At 62.7% G+C, this 6,674-nt stretch carries 6 protein-coding genes; 4 read left to right on the top strand and 2 right to left on the bottom strand.

What is annotated here, in order from left to right:
* The first annotated feature begins 379 nt into the window (after positions 1–379).
* Positions 380–550, top strand: coding sequence for a Flp family type IVb pilin (locus tag Q0S16_RS25560; RefSeq protein WP_295855111.1), 171 nt, complete (start codon positions 380–382; stop codon positions 548–550).
* A gap of 575 nt (positions 551–1,125) precedes the next feature.
* On the opposite strand, the gene Q0S16_RS25555 is transcribed toward Q0S16_RS25560, so the two are convergent.
* Positions 1,126–1,905, bottom strand: coding sequence for an SDR family NAD(P)-dependent oxidoreductase (locus Q0S16_RS25555; RefSeq protein WP_295855109.1), 780 nt, complete (start codon positions 1,903–1,905; stop codon positions 1,126–1,128).
* Between the two features lie 398 nt (positions 1,906–2,303).
* Here Q0S16_RS25555 and Q0S16_RS25550 point away from each other — a divergent pair, with 398 nt between their 5' ends.
* The 3 genes from Q0S16_RS25550 to Q0S16_RS25540 all read left to right on the top strand — a co-directional run bounded on the left by Q0S16_RS25550 (position 2,304) and on the right by Q0S16_RS25540 (position 5,029).
* Positions 2,304–3,512, top strand: a complete 1,209-nt coding sequence (locus Q0S16_RS25550; protein ID WP_295855106.1) for an ABC transporter substrate-binding protein — start codon at positions 2,304–2,306, stop codon at positions 3,510–3,512.
* Positions 3,513–4,021: 509 nt separating this feature from the next.
* A complete protein-coding gene (locus Q0S16_RS25545) occupies positions 4,022–4,522 on the top strand; it encodes a hypothetical protein (RefSeq protein WP_295855103.1) in 501 nt (166 codons plus the stop codon).
* A gap of 174 nt (positions 4,523–4,696) precedes the next feature.
* Positions 4,697–5,029 carry a hypothetical protein gene (locus Q0S16_RS25540; RefSeq protein ID WP_295855101.1) on the top strand — a complete coding sequence of 111 codons (333 nt, stop codon included), beginning with the start codon at positions 4,697–4,699 and terminating at the stop codon, positions 5,027–5,029.
* A 258-nt stretch (positions 5,030–5,287) separates the two neighbouring features.
* On the opposite strand, the gene rpoD is transcribed toward Q0S16_RS25540, so the two are convergent.
* The coding region (gene rpoD, locus Q0S16_RS25535) for an RNA polymerase sigma factor RpoD (protein WP_295855099.1) at positions 5,288–6,674 on the bottom strand (1,387 nt) is incomplete at its 5' end.

Genomic DNA, 6,674 nt, shown 5'->3' with positions numbered 1-6,674 from the left:
GCCCGTTTCGTTCAGATGGAAGCAATGGACCCTTCGGAAAAGCTCGCGCATGAGACCGCAACCTCAAATTGCTGAAGTTATTAATGTACCTTAATACGAGTTAAAAGAAAGTTGCCTGGCATCCGGAAAAGTCGATCTTGCAGTTGCATCGACGTTCGGGACGGGCCGGCGGCGCCCCCTTCTCAGGACGTTTTTTCAATTAGAGGATGTAGTTCGATCATTTGGATATTGAGGAAATACCCCAATTCAAGGCTGTTTCTTGGCATTTTACGCAAATGAGCGAGATGGCATAATTTTACCTTCCTGATTCACTCAACCTTAGGTTGGTGCCGACAATGTGCCGCCGCGGGTCTGAGCCCGCCTAACCAAAGGAAATGTCGTGCAACGCATATTGATTGATTTCTGGAAAGATGAAGCAGGCGCCACCGCGATCGAATACGGCCTGATCGCCGCCGGCATCTCGCTCGCCATCATCACCGCCGTGACCACGCTCGGCGGCACGCTGAACACCAAGTTCGTTACCTTGAACACCAAACTGACGACTCCGTAAGCCAGCGCCCGGCGTCCCGGCGATGGATGACGGCCGCGGGCCGTCATCCGCACCATGAGGGGCGGCAATGCTCCCCGGCCAGCGGCCTTCTCAACCGCGCAGCCGGTCTTTCCGGACAGGCCATTCTCGAAAATCGCACCCGAGGCTGTCGGGGAATACTGGGGGATGGCGCGTGACGGCAACGACCGGCGGCCGGGGGCTGCGCGGCCCGACCGACGCGGGCGAGTTTGGCGGATGACGCTGCGCTGATCCGCCCTACCCGAGAGCCAGTCCCGAAAATCCGCACAGGACGATCAGTCGAATGTCTGACGGCAGCGGCGACAATCGCCACGCACCGGAGCAGGCGTAGCCCGGGTGAGCGCAGCGATATCCGGGAATCTTGCGCTTGTGATCGATACCGATCCCGGATTTCGCTGCGCTCATCCGGGCTACGCGCTATCCAAGACGTTGGCGCCCTTGGTACCCTTCTTCCCGACCCTCCCCCGCAAGGGGGGAGGGAGCATGGGCCGCGGCGCGTGGAGAGGGTCGCGTCGCTGAGGAACTACCAGAATTTCCGCACGGACTACACTTCCCTGTCAGGCCATCTGGCCGCCATCGACCGGCATCGCGACACCGGTGACGTAGGACGCCTTGTCCGACAACAGGAACACCGCGACCTCGGCGATCTCCTCCGGCTGCGCCGCGCGTCCCATCGGGCTGAGGTTGCCGGCCTTGCGTACCAGCGCCTCGACGTCGGCATCCGCGCTGCCGGGCTGGTCCGGCCGATTCACGAACACCCGCAGCATCGGCGAGTCGATCGGACCCGGACAGATCGCGTTGACGCGGATGTTCTCCTTGGCATAGCGCTTGGCTAGCCCGCGCGACAGGCCGATCACGCCCGCCTTGACCGCGGAATAGGTCGGGCTCCACGGCGAGCCGGCCAGGCCAGAGGTCGAGGCGGTGAACAGAATGCTGCCGCCGCCGCGCGCCCGCATCGGCGGCAGCGCGGCGATCGTCGTCACGAGTTGCGAGCGCAAATTGAGATCGACGGTGAGATCCCAGCCCTCCATGTCCAGCCCCTCGACCACCGAAGGCCCGGGCACGCCGAGATGATTCCACAACAGATCGAGCCCGCCGAATTCGCGGACCGTCGCCGCGACGATCCCACTGGCCATGGCATCGTCGCGCAGATCACCCGACATCGCCAGCGCGCGACCGCCCTGGCCCCTGATCTGCGCGACCACCGCCTCGACACCGGCCTGGTCCTGATCGGCGACGCACACGGCGACGCCCTCGCGCGCCAGAATCAGCGCGCCGGCGCGGCCGGTGCCCGATGCCGCGGCGGTGACGATCGCAATCTTGCCCTGCATATTCATCCCTGAAGCCTCGCTTTGTTATCTCGCCGATCCATCGGATCGCGAGTGCCATGTTTGTTTGCTGTCCATGGCTGGCATCAACGCTAGTCGCCATGCCGGCAAAAGCAACCATGGCCGATGCATTGGAGACCACCGCGCGCGATGCCGCGTTCAAACATTGTTTGATACAACATCATCCGCGACATCATGCTCCATCGCGTCTATTGACGGCGGCCTCAGCCGCGTGATCCATTCCGCCGCTTGCATGTTCAGCATCGCAACGATCGATCGCGCATCCACGTCGCGGATGCGCGGTTCGACGGCGCGTGACGATCCTGCGGCACATACGACCAAGGCCGCGCAAAGAACGGCCGGGGAGATCGATCATCGATCTCCATCAAACAGTCACGGGGGACCACATGCCGCGCAGCATCCGCTTTTTCGCGATCGCGTTTTCATTATTCATCGTACACCCGATGCCGTTCGCCCGTGCCGCCGACGTCGTCCGGATCGGTGTGCTGGCGGATATGTCCGGCGCCTATGCCGACGTCCAGGGCGCGGGCTCGCTGGAAGCCACGCGGATCGCCATCGAGGAGTTCGGCGGTACGGTGCTCGGCAAGAAGATCGAGGTGGTCTCCGCGGACCACCAGAACAAGGCGGATCTCGGATCGAACATCGCCCGCAACTGGATCGACAATCTGGATGTCGGCCTGATCCTGGACCTCGGCAATTCGGCGGTCGCCGTCGCGGTACAAAACCTGGTCCGCGACAAGGACCGGATCTCGATCGCGACCGGTGCCGCCAGCGCCGAGCTGACCAACAAATATTGTAATCCCAACAGCCTGCAATGGGGCTATGATACCTACCAATTCGCGCATGCCGCCGCGATGGCCCTGACCAAAGCGGGCGGCACCAGCTGGTTCATCATCAGCGCCGACTATGCGCTTGGCTACGCGCTCGAGGGCGATGCGCGCGCCGCGGTCGAGGCCGCCGGCGGCAAGGTGCTGGGCACGGTACGCCACCCGCTCAATACCTCCGACTATTCGTCCTATCTGCTGCAGGCGCAGGCCTCCGGCGCCAAGGTTATCGCGATTGCCAATGGTGTGTCGGACCTGCAGAACGCGCTGAAGCAGGGGCGGGAATTCAACATCTTCAGCGACAAGCAGAAACTCGCCGCGCTGGCGATGCTGTTGTCCGACGTGCACAGCGTCGGGCTCGCGGTCACCCAGGGCACCATCCTGAGCTCGGTATTCTACTGGGACGCCAGCGACGGCACCCGACAATTCTCCGAGAAATTCGCGGCGCGGATGGGACGGCCGCCGAGCGAGACCCAGGCGATGAATTACAGCGCCACGCTGCATTATCTGAAATCGGTGCAGGCGGTCGGATCGACTGAAACCAAGGCCGTCCTCGCCAAGATGCGCGCCACCCCGGTCAATGACGCGCTGACCAGCAACGCCTCGATCCGGGCCGATGGCCGACTGATGCGCGACATCTATCTGGTGCAGGTGAAAACACCGGAGGAATCGAAAAAACCCTGGGACTACTTCAAGGTCACCGGCCGCATCGCGGCGGCCGACGCCTTCCGCCCGGTCAGTGAGTCCGTCTGCCCGTTGTTGAAGTCTTAAACGACCGAGCGCGCGCGGACCTTAGAGCATGATTGGTCAACGTTGAATCATGTCCCGGACGCGATGCATCGCACCCCTTGGGTGTGGTGCTTCGCAGGAGCCGGGCCCATGCCAGACGCCGGTGTTCGCGAAGGTCCCGGCTCTGCGCAATCAGCGAGCGCAGGGCGCAATAGCGCAGCGTATCGCCGCATCTCGGCATGGCGGCGGATGACGCTTCCGCCATTCCGCCCGCCTGCGCGCTTCATCCACCGATACACGGCATCGGCTCCGCCGTAGCAGCCGCGGTATGCGACCTGCCCGGCCGCGCCGTTTGCACGGATCAATGTACCGATCAGCGACACGGCGTCTGTTGCCGACAGTCACAAAGCATGGAACAAACCCTTGCCCTCGACCGCATAGATCGCGATAGTCTCACAATAGCGTTACTGGATGTGGCAGCTTCAGCGGATGCTGTGCCTGGCTTGCATTTGAGATGATCCGGTCGCCGACGGCCATATGGAATTTGTATGATGGCCAGCCACGATTTCTTCGAGAAGGCGATCGTCCTGGTGGCAAAGGACTGGTTTCAGCTGCTGAGCACGGACCGCGCCGCGACACTGCGGCTACGGGCCGGAATGGACTGGGGCGGAAAACGCTTCATGGTTGCGCCGGCCGGCGATATCAGCGGCGCCACCGTCGAACTGGCATTCATCCGTGGCGCGAGCGATTTCAACATTCCCCATGCCCCGGTCGGATATATTGGATATCTGAGTTTTTATAGTGCCGAGCGTAGCGGCGAGTTCGAGGCCGACGCCTTTCTGAGCGGGGCGCTGACGCTGCCCGAAGCCATGTTTGACGATATCTGGTCGCAAATCAGCAGCGGACGCGTCGTGCCGGATCTGGCCATCAAGGTCGGCCCCACCGAGATGGGCGCCTCCGACGCGACGATCTGGGACCGCCATGCGCACCGACATTTGTTCATCACCGAGGCGGAGTTTGTCTTTCGATACCAGGAAGCATCAGCCGCGTGAACGGCGTGGTGTTGCAGCCCGCGCCGGCCGCGATGTGGCCTACGACGATCGCATCCGCGCCACAACGAGTTGCGAGCCGCGGCTCGCGCGATGTGTAGCAGCCAAGCACTGGAACGATAGGCGGCCTGTCGATCCGGGCGCCCCATCGCACCACTTGGCCTCCGAGGCATGCGCATGATTATCATGCTCCGCGTCCTGCATTTGACCGATACGCCGGATATCTCAATTCCAGTGCGTGTCCATTCACCCATTCCTGCAAAGATCGACTGGTCTTGCCACGTTGAAATCGGATGGCCCGACAAATCATGGAGTCGCGACGTCTCGGGAATCGACGCGATTGACGCGCTTGAGCTAGCGCTTCGCATGGTTGGAACGGAACTCTACCGCGGCGAATGGCACGCCAACAACCAATTAGTCTGGCTGGGGCAAGGCGAGGGTTACGGCTTTCCCGTGCCGCGCACCATCAGCGACCAGCTTGTTGGACAGGACCGTGAGCGATACGGATGAAAATGCAAGCCGACACGCAAACGGCGGGCCCCGCGGCCCGCCTTTGCAATTTTCAATCATTTATCGCGATCAATTTCAGTGCGTAACGCGGATGAACGTCGCGTAATCCGCCAGCCGTTCTCTCCACGAGTTGTCCCCGCGAAGGCGGGGACGACCAGCGGAAAGCAAGGTGAACATCACGGCGGCTGAGCGCGCGGCCCCCACCAACAAAAATGCCCGGCGCGAGCCGGGCATTTGATATCAGCGATCCTGTGGAGATCAGTTATCCAGGAACGACCTGAGCTTCCGCGACCTTGACGGATGCTTCAGCTTGCGCAGCGCCTTGGCTTCGATCTGGCGGATGCGCTCGCGGGTCACCGAGAACTGCTGGCCGACTTCTTCCAGCGTGTGGTCGGTGTTCATGCCGATGCCGAAGCGCATGCGCAGCACGCGCTCTTCGCGCGGGGTGAGCGAGGCCAGCACGCGGGTCGTCGTCTCGCGCAAATTGGACTGGATCGCGGCGTCGATCGGCAGGATCGCGTTCTTGTCCTCGATGAAGTCGCCGAGATGCGAATCCTCCTCGTCGCCCACCGGGGTTTCCAGCGACAGCGGCTCCTTCGCAATCTTCAGAACCTTGCGCACCTTCTCCAGCGGCATGCCCAGCTTTTCAGCCAGCTCCTCCGGAGTGGGTTCGCGGCCGATCTCGTTCAGCATCTGCCGCGACGTGCGCACGATCTTGTTGATCGTCTCGATCATGTGCACGGGAATGCGGATGGTGCGGGCCTGGTCGGCGATCGAACGCGTGATCGCCTGGCGGATCCACCAGGTGGCGTAGGTCGAGAACTTGTAGCCGCGGCGGTATTCGAACTTGTCGACCGCCTTCATCAGGCCGATATTGCCTTCCTGGATCAGATCCAGGAACTGCAGGCCGCGGTTGGTGTATTTCTTGGCGATCGAGATCACGAGACGGAGATTGGCTTCCACCATCTCCTTCTTGGCCTGGCGGGCTTCGCGCTCGCCCTTCTGCACGCCGTGCACGATCTTGCGGAATTCGCCGATCTCGAGGCCGGTCAGGCCGGCGAGCTGCTGGATCTCGCTGCGCAGTTCCTTGATGCGGTCCTTCTCGACCGCGACGAAGTTCTTCCAGCCCTTGGCCGACAGCTTCGAGACGCGGTTCAGCCACTTCGGATCGAGCTCCGATCCGACATAATTGCGCAAAAAGTCCTCGCGGGCGACGCCGTGGCTGTCGCCGAGACGCAGCAGGCGGCCTTCGAACGACACCAGACGCTTGTTGATGTCGTAGAGCTGCTCGACCAGCGAATCGATACGCGCCTGGTTCAGCCGCAGCGACTTCACCTCGACGATGATGTCGTCCTTGAGCTTCTTGTACTTGCGCTCCTGGGCCGGCGACAGCGACTCGCTCTGCAGCTGGTTGGCGATGTCCTGCTCCTGCAGGCGGCGCAGCTTCTTGTAGTTGTCGGCGATCTTGTCGAAGGTCTCGACCACTTTCGGCTTCAGCTCGGCCTCGATGGCGGCGAGCGACATCTGGTTCTCGAACTCGTCGTCGTCACCGTCGCCGTCATCGGCGGCGGCCGGCTCGGGCGCCGGGGCCACGCGCGGCGGCGCGGCGCGGAACGGGGTCGGCGCCGGCGGCGCCGCCGGCGGG

It is taken from the genome of Tardiphaga sp., from assembly GCF_025356345.1.
In the GTDB taxonomy this organism is placed as follows: domain Bacteria; phylum Pseudomonadota; class Alphaproteobacteria; order Rhizobiales; family Xanthobacteraceae; genus Tardiphaga.
Note: the sequence above shows the minus strand (reverse complement) of the source record. Positions and strands in the feature narration are given on the sequence as shown.